The sequence below is a fragment of the Lysinibacillus sp. FSL K6-4013 genome (assembly GCF_038630435.1).
Lineage (GTDB): Bacteria > Bacillota > Bacilli > Bacillales_A > Planococcaceae > Lysinibacillus > Lysinibacillus boronitolerans.
Genome location: NZ_CP152031.1, coordinates 4,463,203 through 4,485,167, shown reverse-complemented (window position 1 = coordinate 4,485,167; position 21,965 = coordinate 4,463,203). Strand labels below are relative to the sequence as shown.

Below are 21,965 nucleotides of genomic sequence, written 5' to 3'. Positions count from 1 at the left end.
TATGTGAACTTTTGCCTTAAGGTATTTGATTATTGCATTAGATGGTTTTGCCAAATCCCTTTTTCAATAGATATGGACTTTTTAAAATCATAGAAAAGCGAAGGCTTTATGTAAAAGTTTCCTGTTATTTAAAGACCTTAGATTTTTCGGAAAAGCAGAATTTTATTTGTGCTATTGGCACATTAAAAGTAGTTCTGTATGATGCTGGTTGATTCATTTATGAGAAAGTCCCCAAAAAGTTGTATAAAAATAAATATCCCATTATATAAGAAAAGGACTAATACAACTTTTCTGAAAGTATTTCGACATAATTCAACTCAAGGTTTTCATCAAGCGAACGTGCAAAACAATATTTTAGTGATTTAGTCTAATAAAGTATCTATATGTAAATTTTTAACAAATGAATAGTGTTTGAAACATATTTTATAAAGTTGTTGCAGTGGATAGAAGGGAAAGAAAAGTAGCTCACAGGGTTGAAGGTGCTCGAACATCATCCGACCACTTTTACCCCAAAAAATCCTTGTCAGTTGCTACAATTTAATTATAAGGAAACAAGCAATGAAAGGAGCTAATTGAATGTCCATAGACCAAATTAAATGGAGCTTGAATCAGGTTGAAAATTTCATGTTTTTTGATTCATTATACGGACTCGATGTAGAAGAATTAAAGATACAAAAGGTGAACGTTGAAAAATTGATAGAATCCTTTTTATGGCTATCGTATAAGGATTTGGATATAGAGGAACTGGAGCATATTCGATTTCGGTTATTGGAAACATCCGCAAATATTGAAATTAGGTTAAAAGAGGAGTTAAAAGAAGACGCAACAGCGGATGTTAGAAAACTTGAAAGTCTATACAGAACTGCTTAATAGAAAAGAAGGGAGAGAGAAAAAGTGAAAAAGGATATGAACGAACAGGACCTTTTCGCAAGAGACTTTAAACAATTAGGGGTTTGGAAAAAAGCAGTGTCATTAACAGAAAAAATCTACTTGCTGACAAAGAGTTTTCCGTAACACGAACAATATGGTCTAAGGTCTCAAATCGAGAGAGCATCGGTGTCGATTTCAAGCAATCTCGCTGAGGGACAAGGTTATGCAGGTCTCTTTCCTAATCAGATGTTGCATTTCTACGCAATTGCGAACGGTTCTGCATACGAGGTAAGAGCACAAATTGAGCTAATTTATCGGGTTGGCTACGTAAATTTAGAAACCTACCAGCAGTTAGAAAAGGAAATTTGCGAAATAATAAAGATGCTTATTGCTTTAATTAAAAAGGTAAAGAGAGAGATTGCTTAATATAAAGAAGCCATTTTCCCCAAAAAATATCCACCATGATATATTTAGTAAGACAATAGTCGATAAAAAAGTTATTGACATATAATAAATAGGGGTGTAAATTATGAATACAGGCAATGCAAATTAATTTGTTGCCTAAAGAAGATTTTTTGAGACTAATTAATACATTTATTCTATAAATGTATTATCATCTGATGTTAGTAAGAGGCTAACGTATTTAGTTTAATACAGCTATATAGTTTGACTTAATTTGCGAGGGTTTACTCTACGCTAAATTCTGTCAGTCTATGTGGGTGTGTAGGCTAAATAGGTTAGCCTTTTTTGCGTTTTCAAAAACATAAAAAATGAAAGGATGGGAATTAAAGTGAAAAGAACTCAAAGAATTTTAGAAATGGTAGAAAGATATTTTGAACGGGACTCCAATTATATTGGAGCACAAATTGAAGGAATTGTAGATGAACAAGAACCGAGCGGTTTTAGAGAAATTGTCATGCTGTATATAGAAGATATTAATAATGAAGAGTACCATCAAACGTTAATACCATTTCTGCGTAAAGCAACAAACGATGATACGGTCGGATTCTTTTATGGGTTTGGACATACGTTGTGGATTCTTTAAATTTAAGCCTTACAGATTTTGATTATTATATTGAGAAAACAAATCTTAAGGAGGAAGTAAAAAATGCAAGATGTAGTAATTGAACATGAATTTAAAATGGATTTTCTTGATTTTGAACCTGAGTGGTGGGGATTTAATCAATTCCCTATGGAAACAGAGCTTGACGATTATTCCTTCAAAGCTAAACAGATGGTGCATATGCTGAATGAAGTTTATCAAGGTACAAAAAGAGAACTAAAAGGATTTTTTGATTTAAATGAAGCGAGGCTTATAGTCAATGCGTTTAATGGACATTTATATTCCCCTGAATTGCCCAATAAAACAGTGTTAGTTGCTAATGTAGAAGACGATATTCAAATTAACGTAGCTGATGAAATATTTGGTGTTGATGTCGATAAGCTATTGAAGAAATTAAATCAACTATCAGAGTTCCAGGCCTTTACTGTAATAAGAATGGCTTATGAATTTTTGTATTCACGATACAGAGAAGCGATTGATACGGACAATCAAAATGGAAAATTACTAAGTGCGATTTTTAATGTGAAAGATGAATCCTATTAATTGCTTATAAATCTATGCTACAGGAGAGAGATAATTCCACTCCTGTAGTGATTTACAAATAGTATGGAGCTTAAATGTTGTCAATGGGTCAGCAATGGCAGTTGCATTTCCTTAAATGTAGAGATATTCTTAATACAAGAGTTGTTAATTTTTTAGAAAATTAATAGAGTTAAATAAATTTGCAGTGAAATATGAATAAAAATATAGCTTATAAGATAAGTTTGTAAAATATCAATCATGCTATGATATATAGGAGGATGGAAAATGAGTAGAAATGTTCATTGTTCAGTTTGTGATTATGAATATACACACATTCTTGGAACAATTCAAGTAAAAGATAATGATGACTACCAAACAACAGAGCTTATTATCAATCAAGTACACTCTATTCCAGCAAAGGTAAAATATAAATTTCGCTCACAAGGAAACTTTCATATGCTATTCAGATGTGAAGACGGACATTTCTTTATCAAGAGCTTTGACGGTCATAAAGGCATAGTAGTTGTTGATGATAATCCATTGATGGAAGAATTAGCAGAATATCTAAATAAGGTATATGAAAACCAAAAAAAATTGACTCTTTCTATTGATTATGAGTTATTAGGTAATATTGATAAGTTTTTAAAATTAAAACAGATTGATTAGTTCATAATTTGTTGTAATGTATAGCAAAGTTATATCGACTAATTGCTTTTAAGAGTAATTCTGCGGTGTAATCTGCATTTGCATTTTCGTAATTTATAGAGGCATCTTGCAATAGAGGTTTTTCTTTTAAAAAAAGGAAAAATTTTGTCTATTGTCAAGATGCCTTTATTTTTTTCCTATAAGCAATAACAAGAGGAGGATTAAAGATGCCTGAAAAATTTGAAACTATAAAACATGCGGAGAAGCCAGAATGGTGGAAATGGGAAGGAACATGGGTATCAAAATTTGGATGCCATCCTGATATAGTTGATGCCCAGATTGAATCTAATAGGAAATTGTATGCCGAACAGGGATATGAAATCCTGGACAGCAATATTGAAAAAGGCAGTATGTTTGCAAGAGTAAAGCTATTGCTAAGACCGAAAAGAGTGCAGATAGAGAAAGGAGAGCCAAAGTTAAGAGAAGGAACAGATTTAGAGTGTATTTACCAAAATAATTTGGAAATTACTTCTGTTCTTGCAACCGTCAATTTTAAATTGATACTTGAATTTGATAATCGGGAATATCGGCTCTTGGATATGAAAAGATTTTTGAAAAGGGATAGGGGTGTGTTAAAGGAAATTTTAGATATTGATTTGTTCCGAACTGCAAGGGTAGATGGAATAGCACGAACAGTAGTGTTCGAGAATGGGGTGGATTTTGACCATGATGTTTTATTTGCAGAAAGTGTAAATATTGACCATGTTTTAGGGAATGAAGGTGAAGTAAAGCATGAGAAATTCTGAACCATACAATATTGGATATAATGAAGGTTTTGAAGCTGGATTTGTTGAGGCTTTAAAAATTATTTCAGCAAAAGTATCTGATGAAAGCAGGATGCAATTAGCAGTAAATTGTTTGGATTATTTGCCACTGCCAAAAATTATAGAGCACTGTCGATTTTGTTATCATCGAGCTGTGGAGGTAGTGGAACAGTCGGAATTCGTAGAATATGTGAAAGATAAATTTGATAGTTATGTAGAAAATGACGGATTTTTTGACCAAGAATCAATGGGAAGGATTTATCAATGTCGTTTGGAATCTGCAAAGAGAGATATCGAAGACACACCTCCCCAAGAAATAATAAGCAGTTCTAAGATTTTATCGAAGGACTTGAAAAAGATGCTGATTGAATATATAGAGGAGAAAGAAAAGGCAAGTAGTAAGGCTGAAGGAAAAGGGGAGATATAATAATGGGACAATATCTTCAAATGGGAATTTGTTATAGATTGGAAGTTGATAAAAAAAGATTGGACAAGTTAGAGGTTACATTAGAGGGAATGATAAATGAGTTAAATAAACACTTGGATATTACCTTGTACGAAATAAATGAAACTCATGAAGAAGTGATTATCGAGATTAAAGAAACGGTAGCATTAGAGCAATTGCTGGAATTTACGCAGTTTTTGTATTCGCTGTATCCTCAAGAGCAAAGGGACACAGATGTTTTGTATCGGCTTCGGAAATGATTGGTGAATTATCATCATTAAAAGAGTTAGTTGAACTGGCAGAAGAGGGGAGATTTCCTTGTTTTCAATCTAATAAGACAGTTGATGAAATAAAGGTATCAGCTTGGAGGTCATTGGAAATTAAAAATTTTTTGTTGGTGTTCTTTGTTGAAGGCAAGATATTTATGGAAGGATATGATTCCTTCTTAAGATTTATTGAAAATAATGTAAGGGAATCGAGTAAGAGATGGTCAATTGCTGGAGCATTTAAATGTTATATTGATTGAGATATTGAGAATATATCTGGGTAAATGGAGGTGTTAATATGTTTGATGATGATTTGGATATTGATGATGGTGTCTATGCTGTTCCATCACATTACAAAGTCAAAGTTCGGGCATTGCTGGAGTATTGTAAATCGAAAAATGTCGATGTAGAAGACTTAACGGAAGAGGAGATAAAGCAATTTGTAGTTTATAAGAAAAATCCCCTATTAGAAGATGATTAATCAGGGCTTAGTAATTCTCCTTCAATTTCCATTATTTTAGATTATAGATATCTTCGCTAAATCTATAATAAAATACAACGACAAAAAAGGAGGCAGAGAAAGTGCTAAATATGTTAGGGTCAGTCCATCGAATAAAAAGTAATCTTGAAGATGATAAAAAGAGCATGAGAATATTGAAAAGCCATCGGAGAACAATATTTGCCCTTATCATTCTTATTATGGTAATAAATATTAGCGACTATATTACAAAAGAAATGACATTTTTGATGGGTTTGTTTACTGGTGTGATTGGTGTGATGTGTATAGGAGGTCTGATTATCAATATAAAACTAAGTAAAAGGATTGGAATAAGAATAAAGAAGAACTTGGGTTAGGACAGTCTTAGAAGAACTGCGAGTTAATTATTGCAGTTTTTTCTTTTTGCCTGTTATTTGAATAGATTTTCTTTCATATTTATTGAGGTATGATGACTTCGGAATGTGAGGGTCGGTTTAAATAACAAGGCTCTTGTATAAATGAATCCAGATTTATAAAATATAACATATATAATAGAAGAAACTCGGAATAAAGGGATGAAATTAAAATGGAAAAGAATTGGGCTGTCGAGTGTTGGGGGAATATGGGGAACACAGAAATATTCTACACAAGGAGAGAGGCAGAAACCTATTTCAAAAGCATTAGGAAAACACTGGATAGTAGCAAATACATTTTTACCAAGGACTCTATTGTAGACAAGAACGATAGCAGTAATGCTGTTTATCTTACTAACCTGAGTGAACTTTGAACGTGAACACAATAACCGCCTATATCCTCTTATGAATTTGTTAAAGTGAAGATTTCAGTTAATTTCTGCTTGAGTTTTGTTACTTCTTGAGATAAGATGATGACAAACGAAAAACATCTAAGGGCGGAGGACAAGATTTAGCCCTTTTGATTTTTATAAAAAAATTAGAATAGCCAGTAGCCTTTCCAAAAAAAAACCATTTGGATTGACTACTGGCTATTTTTTATGCCCAATGACTATATTCAAGGAGGTGATACCGAAAAGGGCTTTGCAATTAACTAATGAATTGACCAATTCACTAACATACGACTTAAAGAGCAACTGGACATTGATAGTCCTATATTTTTTCAGCTTTTAAGTCAGACATTATGAATAATACTTGACTATCTATGTACAGGGGGGATATCGATTTGGATGTTTTTGGATATATAAGAGTAAGCACCAAAACCCAAATGGATGGGTATGGGTTAAAAACTCAAGAATCAGCAATCATAGATTTTTGCCAAAAGAATGGATACAACCTAATTGAAGTATTTCGTGATGAAGGAATCTCTGGAACGATTGCAAACAGAGACGGTCTAAACGATTTAATTAGTTCCTTTGGTGAGGTAAAAATAGTCGTGGTATTAAATACCTCCCGTCTTTGGAGAAGTGATACGGTCAAAGTCTTAGTTCACAGAGAGTTTCAGAAACACTCAGCGGATGTTATCAGTATTGAACAGCCCAACTATAGCGGAATTTACAATAAAAATCCAAATGACTTTTTAGTTAATGGGATGATGGAACTGCTGGACCAGTATGAACGAATGAGTATTTCTATGAAACTAAGTAAAGGTAGAAGAACGAAGGCAAAGGGGGGATATAAAGCATGTGGCAATGCTCCTTTGGGTTATAAGTGGAATGATAAAGCAAAGATTACTGTCGATGACGAATCAGCGGCCATTATTGAATTGATTTTCAAAAAATATTTGGAGCTTGGCAGTCTTGGGAAATTGAAAAGCTTTTTAGACGTTTCAGGATTTAAAACCAGCAGAGGTAATAAGTTTAGTAAACAGTCTTTGGTAGAGATATTGAGAAATGATTTTTACAAGGGGGTGTTGAGGCATTCCGATTTAATTATTGAAGGCAATCATACTCCTTTAGTAAATAAAATTGTTTTCGGAAAGGTTCAAGCCTTGTTAAAGAGAAATAGAAAAGCTGGTGTTGAAAATGAGAAATGAATGGAATGCGGAGAAATTGCAACGGTATATAAAGGAAGGTAGAGGGCAGGGAGAATATGAATCCTATAAGGGATTTACCCAAATTCACGATTTTGGCAGTCTCGGCAGGAGCAGTCGTATAAGGACATGGAAGTGTAATAGGATTGTTCACTTGCTTTCTGACATAGAGACAAGATATTTTTACCTAACAGAATTTGATGACTCAATTTTACAGGTGAAAGAACATTTTCCCTTGATGAATTACGAAGACGTGGTTGGGGAGCAGGAAGATATCGATATTAGGAAATTTAAGGATAAACAATCTGGATTTCCATACATTCTAACCACGACTTTTTTAATTACAGTTAGGGGAAAAGACGGAAATACTTTTGAAGTAGCAAGAAGTGTCAAAGCAAGTCATGAATTGGAAAAAAGGGCGGTGATTGAACGTTTCGAGTTAATCAGGAGATACTTTTACAAAAAAGGTGTTGATTGGGCATTGGTAACAAATAAGGAAATTCCATTGATTAAAGCAAAGAACATTGAGTGGATACATCCAGCGAAGTTTTTAGAGGAAACAACGGATTTCACTAAAGATGACATTTCATATATTACTGGAATTCTCTTGGAATTACTTTATAAAAATAAAAGGTCAATTCGTGATATAACCAATTCAGTTGATTCGCAATTAAATCTTGAAGCTGGTTCAGCTTTATTGTTATTAAAACACCTTTTAGCAACAAAACAGATAAAAATAGATATGGATAAGAAAATTGACTTAAATCAATCGGCAGAAGCATTAGAGATTGTTCCTCAAGAAAGGCAGGGTGAGATAAAAATTGCTATTGACCGTTAATACGTTAATCGGTTATACGGGAGATTCGTTAAAGGATTCCGTTGAAAGAATTTTGTGGGTTAGCAGTGATTATACAGTTGCAGTTTTGATTGATGTTTATGCTGATAAAGGCGTTCCAATTTTTAAAAATATTAAAGATATAGAGGTTGATATAGATACTGGCAAAGCAATAATTGTTAAAGAAGACCCTTTTCAATATTTTCGGATTGAGGATGAAATAAGTGAGAAGGAGAAAAAGGTACGGGAAAAAGCGTGGAGCATCATAGGAGCAATTGCAGAAAAGGAAAATGAACCAGAGATATTTTATTCAAAGAGAAGAGGAGAACTTGTTTCTAAAGCAAGTGAAAATTTTGATGTTAGCATTAAGACTGTTTACAAATATTTAAGGAGATATTGGCAAAGGGGGAAACATAAGAATGCCCTTTTGCCCGATTTCGGAAACATAGGTAAGGAAAAAAAGGTAACAAATAAAAAGGTTGGAAGACCTAAAAAATACAAGGATGTTGTAGGGGAAGGAGTTAATGTAACTGAAGAAACAAAGAGGATTTTTCGTGTTGCACTTAACAAATTTTATTATACAAATATCGGTAATAATAACTCTTTAAAGACTGCCTACGAATTAATGCGAAAGGAATTTTATACGGAGGGCTATAAAGTCGAGAGAGGAGTAGAGAAACCGTTATTAAAATCGTCTTCAGGTGTTCCGTCATTTGGACAATTCAAGTATTTCTTTTACAAGGAAAGGAATTTGAAGAAGGAAATATACACAAGACAAGGGTCGAAGGAGTATCTGCAAAATCATAGATATTTATTGGGGAACTCTACAGTAGAGGCTTATGGTCCAGGATACTATGAAATCGATGCAACAATTGCGGATGTCTATCTGGTTTCAAGATATAACAGAAATTGGATAATCGGTCGCCCTGTAGTGTACCTTTGTGTAGACAGATTTTCCAGAATAATTACAGGATTATACGTTGGTTTAGAAGGGCCTTCTTGGAGCGGGGCAATGAGTGCTATTTCTAATACAGTAATGAATAAGGTGGAGTTTTGTAAATTATACGATATTGAGATTAACGAAGAGCAATGGCCTGTTCATCATTTATGTGACACTCTTATGGCTGACCGAGGAGAATTAGAAGGCAATTTAGCGGAGTCACTTATTAGTTCCTTACACATCAAGGTACAGAACTCAAGCCCCTACAGAGCGGATGCCAAAGGAATAATTGAGAGAAACTTTAGAATAATTAACGATAAGGTGATAAAACCATTACTTCCAGGTGCGGTTAATCCTATTGCTGGTAGAGGGGATAGGAATTATCGTTTAGACGGGGTGCTTGACCTTTTTCAATTTACCCAAATCATGATTAAATCTTGTCTACATCATAATCAAAATATGCTTTCCAACTACAATCGTGAGGAAATGATGATAGCAGACGATATAGAACCGATTCCCTTAAAGCTATGGAACTGGGGAATGAAAAATAGAGCTGGTTTGTTACGCTCTGTTTCAGAAGATATTGTTAAGTTGAATTTGATGCCAACTGCAAATGCTTATATAACTGGAAAAGGAATTAAATTCAAGGGATTATTTTATACTTCTTCAACTCTTATTAGGGAAGGTAGTTTTGAACGTGTTCGTATAACAGGCAGTGGGGAGAAGATTCGGATAGCCTATGACCCACGAAATTTAAACTACATATATATAAAGAAGGAAGACGGAAAAAGCTTTGAGAAATGCCATCTCCTTGATTATCAAGAAGCCCATAAAAACAAGAGCCTTGAAGAGCTGGAATACTTGCAGGAGTATGAAAAATTGCAGAAAAAGCAAAAAGAAGACGAGCAGTTGCAATCTAAAATAGATTTAATTTCAGAGATAGAAAACATTGTCCAAGAAGCGGAAAAAATGACAAAAGAACAGCAGGATGGAACGGAAAGCAAGACCCAAAAATTAAAGGGAATTCGTAAAAATAGACAAATAGAAAAGATGATTAATAGGGGAAATGAGGCATTTGAATTGGATAAGAAAGTGACGAGTGAAAAGGGGCAAGTTCTTTCGTTTAATAGAGTAAATAGTCAAGAACCCGAAGAAGAACAAGATGAACTTGATAATGAAATATTTCTATTAAGAAAGAAACAAAAGGAGAGAGCGTATGGAAAAAATGAATAAAGTGATGATTCCAAACGGTGGAGAAGCTGTAATGGCGGAATATAGAGAGCAGGAAGTGATGGAGTACCGAAAAAATCCGTTTATTGAAGCTCTTCCTCCTATTCTTTCCAAAGAGGAAGTGGTTGATAAATTAGCTTTTTATCCTTCATTCAATGAAAGTGAACGAAATCTGGAGAGTCATATAAGACTTCATCTTGTTCAGCGTCTATTTCAATATTTCCAACCACTTGCCCAGACTTTAGACTTGGAGTCGAGAATTTCAAGGATGATTCGGAGAGGGTATGTTCACCGAAATCCTTTTCAGACTGAATTTGCAAAGGAATTGCAAGAACGTTACAAGGCGATTATTAATGGACACATAGATGCATACAATAATAATTTCAAAGCTAATCCATCTACTATGACAATGATAGGTACATCGGGGCTTGGTAAGAGTACGAGTGTGTCAAAGGTGTTACAAACCATTCCGCAAAGCATTGTGCATTCTCGGTATAATAATACAGACTTTAATATGTACCAGCTTTCTTGGATTAAAGTAGACTGTAGTTTTGATGGCACTGTTAAAGGATTATGTATAGACCTATTCCGTACAGTGGATTCATTATTGGGGAGTTCCTACTATCGTAAGTTCGGTTCAGGCCGACAACCAATTGCCTCTATGCAACCAGCCCTTGCTCAAATTGCAAGGACAAATGCAATTGGACTAATTATTATTGATGAAGTTCAGAGTTTAAGTGTTGCTAAATCAGGAGGAGCGGAGAAAATGATGAATTTTTTCCATTATCTATCCAACATGGGTATTCCATTGCTTTTAATAGGTACACCCAAGGCAATCCCTTATCTTAGGGGAGATTTTCGCCAAGCTCGAAGAGGCAGTAGTGGCGGTCAAGGGGATATGGTACTTGAAAGACTAAAAAAGGATACGAATTGGGATTTAATTCTTGAAGGTATGTGGGATTATCAATGGGTAAGAAAACCGACTCCAATTACTAAAGAATTTAAGGATGTACTTTACGATGAATCAGGTGGAATAACGGACATTGCAATCAAACTATTCGTGATGGCTCAAGTCAGGGCAATTTCCAGTGGTAAGGAACAAATAACTCCTGCATTAATAAGAAAAGTGGCAAAAGAGAATTTACAACTAATCCAGCCGATGATTCGTGCTTTAAGAAGCGGAGACATTAAAGCTATTTCAAGATACGAAGATATTACACCTATAGATGTAGAAGGGTTTATTAATCAGGAATTTGCTTCTGTTTCTATGAATAATAAAATAAAAGATATTCAAAAAGCGAAGAAAAAGGAGGAGAAAAATTGGAAGGAAAACGTGAGGGAACAGGCTATCTTAAAGTTAATTGAGTTGGATGTTGAACCAGGTAAGGCAAAAAAGTGTATTAATTCTGTGATGGAAAAGCAAGGACAAGAATTGGATATAAGGGGAATTGTAAAAGAGGCATTTAAGCTGTTTATAAATATAGAGGAAATTGCTCCTCAGCCAACTAAAAAACTAAAGCAAATGGAGTTGCCAAACAAACAAGATTTAAGATTGATTGTTTCGGAAGGCAAAGAGAAGGGCTTGTCCGCACATGAATCTCTCAAAGAAAAAGGAATCATAAAAGTAATAGAAAATGATTTCTTTAGTGTAGGGTGATGGTTATGATTACTTTCTTTCCTACCCCATATCCAGAAGGAGAACTGCTCTACTCGATACTGGCTCGGTATCATGTAAGAAGCGGAAATATCAGCCCCAAAGCAACAATTGAAGAGTTATTTGGCTCTCGCTCTGTAACGGCAGTTGTGGATTTACCAGCTAATATAGACAGCTTGATAAGTAATTTGCCAATAGGTAATAATCAAACTTCGGAAAAACTGATAATGGAAAATACGTTATATCCATTTTATAGTGCTTTTCTTCCTCCAGAACGTGCAAAAACAATCTTACAATCCATGAAAGGAAACAGTGGTGGAAGCATCCATAATCGAATAGGGGTTATGGCAAGTACAATTGAGGAAAATAGATATATCAAAGTGTGCAGGGAGTGTGCAATAGAATCATTGAAGACTTATGGCGAATTATATTGGGGGAGAAGCCACCAAATTCCAGGGGTTATTATTTGCCCAAAACATAAGACCTTACTGTACGACAGCAAAGTTTTTATACATCCCTATAATAAACATGAATTTATTCCAGCAACTACAGATAATTGCACTTTTAATGAAGAATATATAATTTCTCCGAATATAGAAACCGTCATAGGAAGTGAATTTCTCCCAAAATATATTCATGTTGTGGATAATGTGGATAAGCTATTAAACCATCGTTATCCCAATAAACCATCTGAATGGTTTTTCTCTCAATACAAAGAGGGGTTAAAGTTGATGGGATTAGCAAATACGAATGGAAGTGTAAGACAAAAAGAACTTAGAGAGCAATTTATTGAGTATTATGGAGAATCACTTTTGGAAATAGTGCAATCCTCTATAAATAATAGTGACAGTTCTTGGCTGAGTATGATGGTTAGAAAGCCACATAAAACGGTTCATCCTATTAGACATCTACTGTTAATTCAGTTTTTAGGGATTACGTTGGAAGAGCTATGGAATAAGGAAAATGGTTATAATCCTTTTGGTAAAGCCCCTTTTCCATGTTTGAATGCAGGAGCAGACCATTATTTAAAGCCTATAGTTACAAATATGACCATTCGATATGATAGCAAAATCAAGCGGCCAGTTGGAACATTTAGCTGTTCGTGTGGGTTTGTTTACGCACGAAAAGGGCCTGATAGCAGTGAAGATGATAGGTACAAGATTGGAAGAGTAAAAGAGTTTGGAGAAGTATGGGAATCAAAGCTAAAAGAACTTTTTCAAATGAATTTAAGTATGAGAGAAATCGCAAGAAGATTAAAGGTAGACGTAAATACGGTAAAGAAATATGGTCAGAAGTTAGGAGAAACTGAAGCGGAACTTGGTAATAAAAGCAAAGACAATCTTATTAACAAGGATAGTTTTCGTAATAAATGGCTGGATTTGCAGAAGCAATATCCCGAAAAGAGTAAAACGGAACTTCGGAAGGTTAATAGTGGTCTTTATACTTGGCTATATCGCAATGATAGGGAGTGGTTAAATTCAAACTCTCCAAAAAAGAAGCAAATTACTACGGTAAATAATCGGGTGGATTGGGAAAAAAGAGATGTGGAAATTCTTGAATTAGTAAAAACAATTGTAGATGAAATACTTAATTCCAATGATAAGCCTGAAAGAGTAACTATAAGCAGAGTTGGGAAGAAAGTAGACAAATTATCCTTGCTGGAAAAGCATCTATCCAAATTGCCCCGAACTAATGAATACTTGCTACAAAATGTTGAATCGGTAAGAGATTATCAGATACGTAGAATCAAGTGGGCGATTAAAGAGTGTGAGAAGGTAGGCTACGACTTACAATGGTGGAGAGTTGCTAAGATAGCTGGTATTCGTGAAGAATGGATTGAAGAATTGAGAGAGGAATTTGAGAATATTTGTGGTGGTATTTTTTAGATGGGCTTACTAAAATTCGAGTTGATATCGTGAAGAACTGTAGTTATCATAGATTTATAAAATATTAAGATTTCTGAAACGAGGAAACAAAATGAGGACTTTAGTTATCTCCAATAAAAGTTCATATTACATATATTAACGCTCAGTCAACCCGACTGGGCGTTTTTTATATTGTTTGTTTCCAAACTCTATTTGAAAGGGGGATAGAAAATGTTGCTGAATAAAACAAAGTTGAAAGAATCCTTGCTGAATCTTTCGGTTGAATTACTGGGGGACTTTCTGATGATAGCAATTGCCTTAGTTATGGGGTATTACGCAAAAGTCTTCTTTTTGATGTAGGTGGTCTTGTTAATGGAGTGTTTTAAGAATAAGGGGGATATAAGAATGAGCAATGAAATTATGCAGGAAAAAGATGCAGATATAAACGAATTGGTGGAGGAGGTTTTGTTTTTGGAGGACCTGGAAATGGACAAGGATATTCGGGAATGGTTACAGACACCTACTGTACAGTTGAAGGAATATGGATTCGGTGAACCTGACAGCGAAAAGGAGTATTTGGCAATGCTGGAGGAGTTATCAAGTCACTTAATGGAGAGATAAGGGGAGAAGGAATTATGGGTTTTTATATTGAAGCACGAAATAAAAAGAATGAGGTTTTTGCAACGAAATCGTTTCAGGTCTGGAATCCAAATGTTGAGCATCTATATGTGCCATTGGGTCTGGCTAATCCATATGGGATAGATTTCAGTGGGAGAGGAGAAGAAGTCACTGTTTCTTATCAAACGCTAAAACAAGCCTTCAACGAGGTGGAGAATCAAAAGTTTTATAGTGAAGCCAAAAGAGAACTGTTGCATCCTGCGGTGTTAATCTTTTCGGGTATGCATCCCATGCAACTTGATACCGACCAAGAAAAGGAGAGGTTGCTCCGTTTCTTATCTTGCTGTATAGAAACTGCTGAAAAAGAGGGGGCAATAACTTTATACTTGGGGTAAAGGTTATATCTGATGATACAAATTAAAGGCTACGAAAGTAGGTACACGAATAAGATTAACATAATGCTGGAGGGAAAATGTTGAGTCACTATCAAATGTTGGAGAATGTACATGTTATCATCCGTAATAAAGTCCAAATCAATTTTTGGGAACAAGAGCTGTATAGAAAAATAGATTTTTTAGAAGCCTGTATAGATGTAAGTCTTCTTCTTAAAGAAGGGCTATGTCGTATTGTTAAAAGTGATGAAGAAAAAATTGAAGAATGAGCAAGAAATACCTAAAGAATATTGTCCGTTTTGCGGAAAGAATTTGATAAGAGTTCTTACTGAGCAAGAACAAAAGAAATACAATCTAAGTTATGTAAATGAAAAAATCGGTATTTCCAATTGGGATTCAATTTTTGCTTGGAAATGTCCGTTTTGTCTAAAAACGTGGAGTAGGGAGTTTTAACCTTGAATTACTATAAATTAGGCTAAATTTTGTTTATTAGTATTCTTATTAAGGAGAGAGGATATTGTCAAACTTAGTTCCGAGGGCAAATGGTCAAAAAATAACCTATGCAGAAATCGAACAGTTCCCAGAAAAGCCGACTGAATTGTTTAAAGGGGAATTTGTATTTATGGAGAGCGAAAAAAGGGCGATATTGTTGACGTATATTGCGAATTTTGGTTTAGAATATCTTGTGAGAGTTCTTCCATCTGAATCAATAAAGGAACTGAAAGGTCTATTGATGAAAATAGATGTGTGAGGATATTATAGGAATTTTTCAATAAGTCCTGCTACAGTCAAAAAGGAAATGATATAATAGAGACTACAAGAATAGAATTTCCAAATGGTTCACTGAGAAGACCACCTTACTGGACAAGGGTGGTCTTTCTTATTTAATTCAAAAAGTCTCCAATTGAATCCTCAAATTTAAAAATTTCAAGTATGGAGTAGTTCTTTTTAGAGATATTGATTCCATATTCGGGAGCACTTTTTTGCCCTGATTTATCATAATTTCTATCAACGAACATTTCATTTGGTACTTCCCATGCTTGAGCTGGTATAAGGAAAATATCTGGCATTTCCCCAACATTAAAAATTAATAGAGCCAGGTATAGGTTTTTATTAGTAATATCGAATTTGCTTTTTTGCATAAACACATATCCTGTTCCTCTAAGAGATTTAACTTGTATCTCACAGAACCGACCATTTTTATCTTTTATAATAAAATCTACGCCATGGTCATCTACTTCCGAAGTGTAAACATCGCACCCATATGAGGCAAACTCCATCTTTGAATAATACTCCGCATATCGCCCTATTTGCAATGAATTTAGTTTTGTCCAATCAGTATTTGGCATTGCTTCCCCTCCATACAATTTTCAAATTTTATACAGACTTTCCCAATATCAAATAATAACATAGAATTAAAGTGTGGTAGTTTGAAATTTCAATTATTATTGATTTAAGTACAGGAAAGGTAGATTACGATGGAAAAACAATATTTTAATCTCGTACAATTTTTTGAGGGCTATGTAAGGAATTATCGAAGAATGAACTTGTCCTACCTACATAATGTTTCTATGTTCACAAAAAGGGAAATTGACTTTTTTGCCCAATTAGGAGAAATGCTTGGCTTCGATGCATTCATTGAGGATTCTAAGTTTGATAAATTAAAAGGGCGTTCCCGACCAATGGATTTGTCTTGGTGGAAGTGGGATGCCCGATTTGAAGATGAACAGTTTTTATATCTTGCCTTACATTTGGAGAGAGAGAGTCTCCCCAAGAGGGATATTGAAACAATTGAAAAGCTATTTTCACAAACAAATGATGGGTATATTCCACATAATGTTATTGGGATACAATACATTGAATCTGCTGAAAGGATAGATTATCTTAACGAATTGATTCTTCAAAAGAATAAGGTTCAAAAGTCGAATGTTTTAATGGTTTATCGTTATCACGATAATGAATTTGATTTACAAAGAATTCGTGCATATAGTATCACGCCAGAGGGATTAAATGAGGAGAGAAATGCCATTTTCAAACAAGACCAGTCAGGCTACTGTTATATGTGCTTTGATGAAGATTTTGCCCCACTTCAAAGGGGTAACTTATGAAAGTCGTGAAAAGTATGGATTTACAAGCTCAGTTAGTGGAGTTCATAAACCAAATTTCCAATGGCAGTATAGAAATTTACAATGAGTTCAGTATTCAGTTTGAATTAGCAATCTTTCTAAGAGCCAATTTGCCGAAAGAATATAAAATTCAATTAGAACGGAATATCAATTACTTTGGATTGGATAAAGGGCATTTTCTTAAAAAGGAAATGGATATTGTTGTTTTTAATCCATCTACGGAAGAAAAACACTGTATTGAGATTAAGTATCCAACAAACGGGCAGTATCCAGAGCAGATGTTTTCCATGTGTAAGGATATTAAATTCCTTGAAGAACTGGTTGATGCAGGTTTTTCAGATTCGTATTGCTTGGTTGTTGTAAATGACCCGTTATTTTACAGCAATAAGGGAGAGGAAGGGATTTATCGTCTTTTTAGGAAAGAAAAGCGGTTAAAGGGAACAATTCAAAAGCCGACTGGTAAGAAGGATATTAGGTATCATCTTAATCATGAGTATAAGATTGAGTGGAATAATATAAGTGGTGCCGAAAAATATTTTATTGCTAAAGTAGAGAGGAATTAATAAATATGATACATATTCTATTCGGAGCATCAGCTTCAGGTAGTTTAAAATATGTTTTACGGGAAATGGGTCTTGATAAAAAGGAAAAGGTCATCTCTTTTTGGGACATATTCTCTATTGGTCCAGTCTGGCAGTTGCATGAGGAAAGTGGTAAAGAGGCCAGGTTTGAATGGATGAAAAAAATAATTACGGATAAATATGATGAATTTCTCGATTATAAAAAAGGGTTTGAAAAGACAATTAACCAAATCAACTCTATACCAGAGGGAGTTCATATAACAATTTGGACTTCTGATAACGCACATGAACAGACAGGGTTGCGATTTGTTGTTTATCTTTTAAAGGAAAAAAATGTTGATATCAGCCTTATCAACACGACAGCAGAGTACGAAGAGCTATTTCAGGTGAAAAAGGTTAAATATACTCCACTTTATTCAGGTGAGATATCCCCTGAAAAACTCCAAATCATATATGAACAGGGTCGTGGAAAGTTCTTTACAGACCATGATAGAGAGGACTTAGAAAAAGAATGGCTGTCCCTTTTAGGTAATCAAGAAACATTAAGAATATGGAGAAACGGAAAAATACAGAGCGTTCCTGAAGACTATTATGATAAATTTATTATTAAAAAGGCTAAAAGGCTACATGCTAAACAAAAGAAAAAAGACTTTATGAAATCTGCAAGATTAATTGGTGAAGTGTTGGGACATTTAGACCAATATGTAGGAGATGGATTTTTGGAGTATAGGCTTAGGGAGTTGATAGAAAAAGGAGTATTTGAGTCAGAAGGTAGTCTTGAAGCTATGCGTTTTTATAGTGTGAAATTAAAAATGTGATAATTGGAATTGAAGGGGATGAACTGTGTGTAGTAGGTGCGTTTGCAATTTTGAGATTGAATACTGTTATATAGGATTTAATAATGAATGTTTATGGAAAAGTAAATAGGGTGTGAATCAGATGCTTTCTCTTGAAGAATATATTTCAAAAAGAAAAAGAGAAGATAAAATAAATGAATATGATATTGATGCCAGAATGGATAACATGCGAATTTGTGTGAATTACGTTTTTGAATATTTTAATCAGTATTTAAATATTGAAGAAATGGAACAAAAAACATTTTTAAACGAAGAACGTTTAGTAAAGTTCAGAAATCAATTGGAAATGTATGATAATGAAATTCAGGAATAGTTAGTTAGTATATATGATGTACATGAAAAGCATATCCATCGCTCTATAATAAGTTTTCTCAAGAAGGATGAACTATTTTTCCTTTACAATAAAGAGGAAGAGTTTAGAAGTTGTTCTTATGATGCTTATGCTCAGTTAATAAAAAAGAACTCATTTTTAAAAGGTCAAACAGAGATGTTATTCCTTTTTATAAAAGATTACTATAGGATTGAAAGTGAAAAAGAAATAAATACCCCTTCAGTATTTTTAACCGAAGAAATCAACGAGTGGTTAGAAAAGACTTGGAATAAGTACAAAGTGAATATTTGGACTTTTGCTACAGATTATTTGTCACGATTTTTTAATGACGATTCCTTATGGCCATTAAAACATAAAATTAAGAGCAATGAAGAATGGCAACCATATTTTTATGATTATAAGCAAAAAACAAATCTATTTAATCTAAATTCACTTTACACAAAGATTTCAAAGAAACCTTTTATAAAAGGAAAGAAGCAGTACCTTGAAATTATATTTATGTATATATGGTTGCACAGTGTATGGGGCGATGAAGATAACTATTGGGAAGAGTATCGTACTAAGGTTGTTAATTCTTTATAATATCTATTATAGAACGATTTAATCCGACAAAACATTTAGTCAATATTGGCGAATATAAAAGTATATTGTTCAAAGTAAAACAATGTAACAACAGCACGAGCAGGAATTGGACTATTCCATACAGTTCCTCTTCGTGTTTTTTTTGTTCTTGTAAAAAAGAAGAGTAAAAACTGAAATAATGATAGATATGTGAAATTTAGTATAATGGGAGGATTTTGTAGGATGTTGTCGAAGTAATTCTTATTACTATTGGAGGGGATTATATGACAACAGCATTTCAGTTTTTGTCTGAATGGGCAGGGGAAGAAGCGTGGAAAATACATATTCTTAACAAAGTTAAAACAAATTGTGATATTGATTCCTTTCAACTTTTAGAAGATGTTCTCCGATTAATAAAAAGTAAAGAAAAGCTCGATGAAATTCTTGATAAGGACGGAGAATATTTAGATGAAACAGTGTTGGTTATAGATGAAATAAATGCTCCTCATAATATTAATGCGTTATCAAGTGATGTTCGCTTTTCATTAGGAAAAAACCTCAATGTATTCTACGGAGAAAATGGTTCTGGAAAATCTTCTTATGTTCGTATGTTCCGTAAATTAGCAGATAACTATTTTACTTCAGAAAGGGATTTGGCAATAATCCCAAATGTCTATATGGAAGAATCAATTGATAAACCATTGTTACAAACCGTTGAAGTTACATATTCATCGGGTGACAAAAAGAAAAATGAAATTGTACATATTAATCAAAAACATCCAGCATTATGTAAAATAAATGTCTTCGACAGTGACTCTGTTATTCCTTTGATAAATAGTGACCTTACTTTTAGCATCCTTCCAAAAGGATTTGAGAAATTCCAAATTATTTCTGACCTGTTAGATTCATTACGGAACAAAATTAATGAAGCTATTGAAGCCATGATAGTTAAGCGGGATAAAATTTTTATAGATTCTTCTTATAATTTTATCCGAGAGGAACTTGAGGATATTTTTAAGGGAGTAAAAGATTATAAGAAGATTAAGGTTTATCTTGATAGCAACTACCCCCGCAGTGAAGAATATGAAGAGGTAATTCAGGAAATTGACACTCAAATCAGTGAGTTGGAATCCTCTAATCCAAAAGATAAGATTAAAATATTAAATGCACAGAAAACAAAACTTGTATCAATTAGGGAATCTATTCAAAAATTGTCCGCTATCTTAAGTCAGCAAAACTTAGAAAAGGTCAATGAGCTGATTATGGAGTTTGAACAAAAAATTCAGGAGGAACGTGAATTTAACGAATCCTTTCAAAAAAATGTATCCTTTCTGGAATTTGTAAATAATGAATGGTTAGTGTTTGTTAAGGCAGGTAAACAGTATTTCGATTCTATTAGCAAAACTCAACTCAAATTAGGTGAACCCTGCATTTTTTGTAGTAACCCTCTTAATTCAACAAGTGTTAACATGATTGAGAGCTATATGAAACATGTTAGTAATAGTAATAAAGGGAAGTTGAATTTCCTTGAAAAAGAGATATTAAAACACGATGTAACAAATGTGATGATAGCATTTGCTGAAGAAGAGGTCGCATTATTTGAAAGTGAAAAATTTATAGAAAGAATTAAGTCGGTTATTCAATTAGTGAACCGAAATATAGATGTATTTAGTAAAAGTATAAAATCAAAAAAAGTTATCGATGAAAAAGTAGTCTTAGATGTAACAGATGTGATTCAGGAGATTAATATGGAAATTGATTTATTGAGTGATAGGATTGGAAATCTAAGAAAATCCAATGGAGAAACAGCTGAGATTATTGACTCACGTAAGTCATTAAAAGAAACCCTACAAAAAAATGAAAAACTGCATAATTCATTGATGCTCTTAGAGGATTGGTTTCAGTTCCAAGAATCTATTGAGGAATATAAAAAGGTAAAGAGTAAATTTTCTACGAATACTTTGACAAAAAAACAAGCTGAGGCTTTCAAAAATATTGTACAGGGTGAGTATTTGGAGACGTTTAACAGATTTGCTAAAGAACTGAAAGTGTCAAACGTTGAATTAAAACTTGTTCCAAAAAAAGGGGAAACAATGAGAAAGAAATATGTCTCCTCTGAGGAATATAAGGTATCTCAAATTATGAGCGAAGGTGAACAAAAAGCATTAGCCATGGTGGAGTTCGCTACTGATATAACCATTCGTAATGACTTTAACACTATACTCTTTGATGACCCTGTCACTTCATTAGATTATAAAAGGTCAGAAATGATAGCCAATTTGATATATCAATTGTCATTAGATAGACAGATTGTTGTTTTTACACACAATATTATGTTTTACTACTACCTTTATAATGCAAGTGCAAAAATGAAAAACAAAGAGAACAAGTTTTTCAAGGTAGATGAATTTGACAAAATGAACAAAGGGATTGTGTCAGAGTCTTTTAGTGGTAGATTAGAAAATCTGAAAGAAGTAATGAAAAAATTAAAAGCTCAAGAACAAACAATTAATTCTAAAACTTGTTTTGGAGATACATTAGAAGAGGCGTTGAAGAAAGCATATGCGGATATCCGAACTTGGTGTGAATTAATTGTGGAAGAGGGTTTCTTTAATAATGTTATACGGAGATATGAGCCAAATATCATGTTTACAAAAGTTAAGGATATTAAGGGTGACTTTGTTAATGAACTTGCTTCAGTAACTGATTTATTTGAAAAATCTTGTCGTTGGATGACTGGACACAGTCAGCCTACCGAGACTCAGCATATTCGGGCAACTAAAGAGTCTTTTAATGATGATATAAAATATATTCATAGACTTTACGAGCAATACAAGTAAAAGACTAAGTTGTTGTAT

At 33.7% G+C, this 21,965-nt stretch carries 27 protein-coding genes and 1 pseudogene; 27 read left to right on the top strand and 1 reads right to left on the bottom strand.

Annotation, left to right across the window (positions count from 1 at the left end):
• The first annotated feature begins 576 nt into the window (after window positions 1–576).
• From MHB39_RS22250 to MHB39_RS22150, 21 genes and pseudogenes are all read left to right on the top strand, one after another.
• Window positions 577–870, top strand: a complete 294-nt coding sequence (locus tag MHB39_RS22250) for a hypothetical protein (protein WP_151112128.1) — start codon at window positions 577–579, stop codon at window positions 868–870.
• A gap of 156 nt (window positions 871–1,026) precedes the next feature.
• Window positions 1,027–1,296 (top strand): annotated as a pseudogene (locus tag MHB39_RS22245) (four helix bundle protein); the annotation flags it as partial.
• A gap of 364 nt (window positions 1,297–1,660) precedes the next feature.
• Window positions 1,661–1,915 (top strand): hypothetical protein, encoded by a 255-nt coding sequence (locus tag MHB39_RS22240; RefSeq protein ID WP_342545414.1) that lies wholly within the window; start codon window positions 1,661–1,663, stop codon window positions 1,913–1,915.
• A 63-nt stretch (window positions 1,916–1,978) separates the two neighbouring features.
• Complete coding sequence (locus MHB39_RS22235; RefSeq protein WP_342545412.1) at window positions 1,979–2,476, top strand: hypothetical protein; 498 nt, start codon at window positions 1,979–1,981, stop codon at window positions 2,474–2,476.
• Window positions 2,477–2,740: 264 nt separating this feature from the next.
• Entirely contained in the window at window positions 2,741–3,121 is a 381-nt protein-coding gene (locus MHB39_RS22230; RefSeq protein ID WP_151112136.1) for a hypothetical protein, read from the top strand.
• 206 nt (window positions 3,122–3,327) lie between these two features.
• Window positions 3,328–3,906 (top strand): DUF2442 domain-containing protein, encoded by a 579-nt coding sequence (locus MHB39_RS22225; protein WP_342545409.1) that lies wholly within the window; start codon window positions 3,328–3,330, stop codon window positions 3,904–3,906.
• Entirely contained in the window at window positions 3,893–4,351 is a 459-nt protein-coding gene (locus tag MHB39_RS22220; RefSeq protein ID WP_342545408.1) for a hypothetical protein, read from the top strand. Before MHB39_RS22225 ends, MHB39_RS22220 begins: the two co-directional genes overlap by 14 nt.
• 2 nt (window positions 4,352–4,353) lie before the next feature.
• The gene (locus MHB39_RS22215; RefSeq protein WP_342545407.1) at window positions 4,354–4,629 is read left to right on the top strand and encodes a hypothetical protein; all 276 of its coding nucleotides are present in this window, start codon (window positions 4,354–4,356) and stop codon (window positions 4,627–4,629) included.
• Entirely contained in the window at window positions 4,626–4,895 is a 270-nt protein-coding gene (locus tag MHB39_RS22210; RefSeq protein WP_342545406.1) for a hypothetical protein, read from the top strand. The genes MHB39_RS22215 and MHB39_RS22210 overlap by 4 nt, the downstream gene beginning before the upstream one ends.
• Window positions 4,896–4,933: 38 nt before the next feature.
• Entirely contained in the window at window positions 4,934–5,116 is a 183-nt protein-coding gene (locus MHB39_RS22205) for a hypothetical protein (RefSeq protein WP_342545405.1), read from the top strand.
• 101 nt (window positions 5,117–5,217) lie between these two features.
• On the top strand, window positions 5,218–5,490 hold the full coding sequence (locus tag MHB39_RS22200; RefSeq protein ID WP_342545404.1) for a hypothetical protein: 273 nt from the start codon (window positions 5,218–5,220) through the stop codon (window positions 5,488–5,490).
• An 820-nt stretch (window positions 5,491–6,310) separates the two neighbouring features.
• On the top strand, window positions 6,311–7,120 hold the full coding sequence (locus MHB39_RS22195) for a recombinase family protein (protein WP_342545403.1): 810 nt from the start codon (window positions 6,311–6,313) through the stop codon (window positions 7,118–7,120).
• Entirely contained in the window at window positions 7,110–7,955 is an 846-nt protein-coding gene (locus MHB39_RS22190; RefSeq protein ID WP_342545402.1) for a TnsA endonuclease C-terminal domain-containing protein, read from the top strand. Before MHB39_RS22195 ends, MHB39_RS22190 begins: the two co-directional genes overlap by 11 nt.
• Window positions 7,939–10,125 carry a Mu transposase C-terminal domain-containing protein gene (locus MHB39_RS22185; protein ID WP_342545401.1) on the top strand — a complete coding sequence of 729 codons (2,187 nt, stop codon included), beginning with the start codon at window positions 7,939–7,941 and terminating at the stop codon, window positions 10,123–10,125. Before MHB39_RS22190 ends, MHB39_RS22185 begins: the two co-directional genes overlap by 17 nt.
• Window positions 10,109–11,779: an ATP-binding protein gene (locus tag MHB39_RS22180; protein WP_342545400.1), complete on the top strand. Its 1,671-nt coding sequence runs from the start codon at window positions 10,109–10,111 to the stop codon at window positions 11,777–11,779. The genes MHB39_RS22185 and MHB39_RS22180 overlap by 17 nt, the downstream gene beginning before the upstream one ends.
• A gap of 5 nt (window positions 11,780–11,784) precedes the next feature.
• Window positions 11,785–13,662: a TnsD family transposase gene (locus MHB39_RS22175; RefSeq protein ID WP_342545399.1), complete on the top strand. Its 1,878-nt coding sequence runs from the start codon at window positions 11,785–11,787 to the stop codon at window positions 13,660–13,662.
• A 210-nt stretch (window positions 13,663–13,872) separates the two neighbouring features.
• Window positions 13,873–14,001, top strand: coding sequence for a hypothetical protein (locus MHB39_RS22170; RefSeq protein ID WP_279381992.1), 129 nt, complete (start codon window positions 13,873–13,875; stop codon window positions 13,999–14,001).
• A gap of 45 nt (window positions 14,002–14,046) precedes the next feature.
• Complete coding sequence (locus MHB39_RS22165) at window positions 14,047–14,262, top strand: hypothetical protein (protein ID WP_342545398.1); 216 nt, start codon at window positions 14,047–14,049, stop codon at window positions 14,260–14,262.
• A gap of 14 nt (window positions 14,263–14,276) precedes the next feature.
• On the top strand, window positions 14,277–14,654 hold the full coding sequence (locus MHB39_RS22160) for a hypothetical protein (protein ID WP_342545397.1): 378 nt from the start codon (window positions 14,277–14,279) through the stop codon (window positions 14,652–14,654).
• Window positions 14,655–14,734: 80 nt separating this feature from the next.
• Entirely contained in the window at window positions 14,735–14,920 is a 186-nt protein-coding gene (locus MHB39_RS22155) for a hypothetical protein (protein WP_342545396.1), read from the top strand.
• Between the two features lie 248 nt (window positions 14,921–15,168).
• Window positions 15,169–15,402, top strand: coding sequence for a hypothetical protein (locus MHB39_RS22150; RefSeq protein WP_042977390.1), 234 nt, complete (start codon window positions 15,169–15,171; stop codon window positions 15,400–15,402).
• 133 nt (window positions 15,403–15,535) lie between these two features.
• Here MHB39_RS22150 and MHB39_RS22145 read toward each other — a convergent pair whose 3' ends face one another.
• A complete protein-coding gene (locus MHB39_RS22145; RefSeq protein WP_342545395.1) occupies window positions 15,536–16,000 on the bottom strand; it encodes a DUF4365 domain-containing protein in 465 nt (154 codons plus the stop codon).
• A gap of 129 nt (window positions 16,001–16,129) precedes the next feature.
• On the opposite strand from MHB39_RS22145, the gene MHB39_RS22140 reads away from it, so the two are divergent.
• From MHB39_RS22140 to MHB39_RS22115, 6 genes are all read left to right on the top strand, one after another.
• Window positions 16,130–16,759, top strand: coding sequence for a hypothetical protein (locus MHB39_RS22140; protein ID WP_342545394.1), 630 nt, complete (start codon window positions 16,130–16,132; stop codon window positions 16,757–16,759).
• Window positions 16,756–17,340 carry a hypothetical protein gene (locus MHB39_RS22135; protein ID WP_342545393.1) on the top strand — a complete coding sequence of 195 codons (585 nt, stop codon included), beginning with the start codon at window positions 16,756–16,758 and terminating at the stop codon, window positions 17,338–17,340. Before MHB39_RS22140 ends, MHB39_RS22135 begins: the two co-directional genes overlap by 4 nt.
• A 5-nt stretch (window positions 17,341–17,345) precedes the next feature.
• A complete protein-coding gene (locus MHB39_RS22130; protein ID WP_342545392.1) occupies window positions 17,346–18,176 on the top strand; it encodes a DUF1835 domain-containing protein in 831 nt (276 codons plus the stop codon).
• A gap of 121 nt (window positions 18,177–18,297) precedes the next feature.
• Complete coding sequence (locus MHB39_RS22125; protein WP_342545391.1) at window positions 18,298–18,528, top strand: hypothetical protein; 231 nt, start codon at window positions 18,298–18,300, stop codon at window positions 18,526–18,528.
• 174 nt (window positions 18,529–18,702) lie between these two features.
• Window positions 18,703–19,128: a hypothetical protein gene (locus MHB39_RS22120; protein WP_342545390.1), complete on the top strand. Its 426-nt coding sequence runs from the start codon at window positions 18,703–18,705 to the stop codon at window positions 19,126–19,128.
• A 263-nt stretch (window positions 19,129–19,391) separates the two neighbouring features.
• Window positions 19,392–21,947, top strand: coding sequence for an AAA family ATPase (locus MHB39_RS22115; RefSeq protein ID WP_342545389.1), 2,556 nt, complete (start codon window positions 19,392–19,394; stop codon window positions 21,945–21,947).
• Window positions 21,948–21,965 lie beyond the last annotated feature (18 nt).

What these genes read in the sequence shown, in the direction of transcription:
- MHB39_RS22250 (WP_151112128.1), top strand. Translation starts at nt 577, where the DNA reads ATGTCCATAGACCAAATTAAATGGAGCTTGAATCAGGTTGAAAATTTC.
- MHB39_RS22235 (WP_342545412.1), top strand. Translation starts at nt 1,979, where the DNA reads ATGCAAGATGTAGTAATTGAACATGAATTTAAAATGGATTTTCTTGAT.
- MHB39_RS22230 (WP_151112136.1), top strand. Translation starts at nt 2,741, where the DNA reads ATGAGTAGAAATGTTCATTGTTCAGTTTGTGATTATGAATATACACAC.
- MHB39_RS22225 (WP_342545409.1), top strand. Translation starts at nt 3,328, where the DNA reads ATGCCTGAAAAATTTGAAACTATAAAACATGCGGAGAAGCCAGAATGG.
- MHB39_RS22220 (WP_342545408.1), top strand. Translation starts at nt 3,893, where the DNA reads ATGAGAAATTCTGAACCATACAATATTGGATATAATGAAGGTTTTGAA.
- MHB39_RS22215 (WP_342545407.1), top strand. Translation starts at nt 4,354, where the DNA reads ATGGGACAATATCTTCAAATGGGAATTTGTTATAGATTGGAAGTTGAT.
- MHB39_RS22210 (WP_342545406.1), top strand. Translation starts at nt 4,626, where the DNA reads ATGATTGGTGAATTATCATCATTAAAAGAGTTAGTTGAACTGGCAGAA.
- MHB39_RS22205 (WP_342545405.1), top strand. Translation starts at nt 4,934, where the DNA reads ATGTTTGATGATGATTTGGATATTGATGATGGTGTCTATGCTGTTCCA.
- MHB39_RS22190 (WP_342545402.1), top strand. Translation starts at nt 7,110, where the DNA reads ATGAGAAATGAATGGAATGCGGAGAAATTGCAACGGTATATAAAGGAA.
- MHB39_RS22180 (WP_342545400.1), top strand. Translation starts at nt 10,109, where the DNA reads ATGGAAAAAATGAATAAAGTGATGATTCCAAACGGTGGAGAAGCTGTA.
- MHB39_RS22175 (WP_342545399.1), top strand. Translation starts at nt 11,785, where the DNA reads ATGATTACTTTCTTTCCTACCCCATATCCAGAAGGAGAACTGCTCTAC.
- MHB39_RS22170 (WP_279381992.1), top strand. Translation starts at nt 13,873, where the DNA reads ATGTTGCTGAATAAAACAAAGTTGAAAGAATCCTTGCTGAATCTTTCG.
- MHB39_RS22165 (WP_342545398.1), top strand. Translation starts at nt 14,047, where the DNA reads ATGAGCAATGAAATTATGCAGGAAAAAGATGCAGATATAAACGAATTG.
- MHB39_RS22160 (WP_342545397.1), top strand. Translation starts at nt 14,277, where the DNA reads ATGGGTTTTTATATTGAAGCACGAAATAAAAAGAATGAGGTTTTTGCA.
- MHB39_RS22145 (WP_342545395.1), bottom strand. Translation starts at nt 16,000, where the DNA reads ATGCCAAATACTGATTGGACAAAACTAAATTCATTGCAAATAGGGCGA.
- MHB39_RS22140 (WP_342545394.1), top strand. Translation starts at nt 16,130, where the DNA reads ATGGAAAAACAATATTTTAATCTCGTACAATTTTTTGAGGGCTATGTA.
- MHB39_RS22135 (WP_342545393.1), top strand. Translation starts at nt 16,756, where the DNA reads ATGAAAGTCGTGAAAAGTATGGATTTACAAGCTCAGTTAGTGGAGTTC.
- MHB39_RS22130 (WP_342545392.1), top strand. Translation starts at nt 17,346, where the DNA reads ATGATACATATTCTATTCGGAGCATCAGCTTCAGGTAGTTTAAAATAT.
- MHB39_RS22125 (WP_342545391.1), top strand. Translation starts at nt 18,298, where the DNA reads ATGCTTTCTCTTGAAGAATATATTTCAAAAAGAAAAAGAGAAGATAAA.
- MHB39_RS22120 (WP_342545390.1), top strand. Translation starts at nt 18,703, where the DNA reads ATGTTATTCCTTTTTATAAAAGATTACTATAGGATTGAAAGTGAAAAA.
- MHB39_RS22115 (WP_342545389.1), top strand. Translation starts at nt 19,392, where the DNA reads ATGACAACAGCATTTCAGTTTTTGTCTGAATGGGCAGGGGAAGAAGCG.